Origin of the sequence: Mesorhizobium alhagi CCNWXJ12-2 (assembly GCF_000236565.1) — a bacterium.
Lineage (GTDB): Bacteria > Pseudomonadota > Alphaproteobacteria > Rhizobiales > Rhizobiaceae > Allomesorhizobium > Allomesorhizobium alhagi.
In genome coordinates, this window is record NZ_AHAM01000202.1 from 1 (window position 1) to 1,649 (window position 1,649).

The window sequence follows — 1,649 nt, forward strand, 5'->3', positions numbered from 1 at the left end:
ACCATTTTTTACTCCTGGGCATTTCGCCCGAAATTCAGATTGGGATGGTGCGGATTGAAGGCGGCGTGTCAGCCGATGATGCCCATAATGTCGGATTCCTTCATGATCAGAAGGTCTTCGCCATTGAGCTTCACTTCGGTGCCGGACCACTTGCCGAACAGGATGCGGTCGCCAGCCTTGACGTCGAGCGGAACAAGCTTGCCCGCCTCGTCGCGCGCGCCGGAGCCGACGGCGATGATCTCGCCTTCCTGCGGCGTTTCCTTTGCGGTGTCGGGAATGATGATCCCGCCGGCGGTCTTCGCTTCGGACTCGACGCGGCGAACGACCACGCGGTCGTGCAGCGGCCGGAAATTCAATTTTGCCATTTTTGGATGTCCCTGGTGCGGATGTTGAACGGTTCTCCGTTGCCGGAGCTTGCGAATGCTAACGTGGCGCTGAGATAGGCGGCCGGCTGCGTCCCCGTCTTCCCCGCCTGTGGGAGCAGGTGGATCGGCCGGCAGCGCCGAGCCGGCTGAGCAACCGTCTTCATGTTGCCAAGCCTTACTCGAGCGCCATCTTTGATGGGTCCGGGAGACCTGCGGCGGCGGTATTTTTTGATGAGGTGATCAGGGACGTCTTCTCCTTGGTTGGTCACGTGTTTGCGGATGACGGCGAGGCTGGGCTGGACACCTGGGCAGACCGCACACCCACGCCAGGGAAATGGACGAATTGGCCAGTAAGGCATTCCGACTATCGCTCCTTCTTAGGTTTCCTCCGCGGCCGCCGCTTTGACCTTTTGGGAGGATCCTTTTGCGGAGCCGCACAGAGAGCGCCGTAACAAACCTTCTCACTCTTGTAGTTGGCCAGGGCCTGCAGCAAATCCGGTAGAAAGTGCTGTTTCAGTCCGTCCGCGATAGGCTCTGGACCGTCCAGCGACTTCAGCGCCAGCTCGATCAACTCGATCGCGCGATCTTTGTTGCCGCTCTCATGATGGTACCGGGCGACCGCCGGATAAGACAGGAACTTACGGCCGTCGCCTTGCGGGGGATTGAGTGCCAGCATGTGTTCGGACAGCTCCTTGCCCATCGCGAAGCGCTCAGCAGACGGAAAGCGCGAATGATCAAGGTTCGGATGGAAGAGTTGGTCTAGCGCCACGATCATCCAATGCTCGGAGTTTCTGTCGATCGCGTCGCGAACCAATTGGCGTATGACCGGCAAACCGGTGCGCATGTCGTGCATTCTGTGAAGCAACAGATGCACATGAGCCTGGCGGAAATTGATGTCGTCCGGCATCAAGGCGATGCCCTCTTCGATTGCCGAGAGCGCCGTCTTCCAATCCTCTGTCTTCACCGCCGCCCAATATCTCTCATTGATCGGCTTCTTCAACGCCTGTTCCCGCGCTAGGGGTTCGCTTGTCGCGATCCGCTCCGCATCGGCGGCTTTCGCTTGATCGCTGGTGCGCCAACTGCCGCTGAGCACTTTCGGCAAAACCTCATCGAGTTGCATCGGATGACCGATAAAGGCGATGTGGCCGTCCCGGTCGACCACGAACGAGGTCGGAATCCCGACAGCCAAGCTGGGTTCCATCCAAAGCCTGTTCATTTCGCCTGTGTGGTCGAACGCGATCCGATAGTTCAGATTCGAGCACTTTTCGGTCAACCACGCGTCCA

Annotated in this window: 2 protein-coding genes; both read right to left on the reverse strand. The window is 59.1% G+C overall.

The window, feature by feature from the left end:
• Window positions 1-68 precede the first annotated feature (68 nt).
• Window positions 69-365: a co-chaperone GroES gene (gene groES, locus MAXJ12_RS22595; RefSeq protein WP_040587428.1), complete on the reverse strand. Its 297-nt coding sequence runs from the start codon at window positions 363-365 to the stop codon at window positions 69-71.
• Window positions 366-729: 364 nt separating this feature from the next.
• A partial coding sequence (locus MAXJ12_RS22600) for a redoxin domain-containing protein (protein WP_008838330.1) occupies window positions 730-1,649 on the reverse strand: 920 nt, incomplete at its 5' end.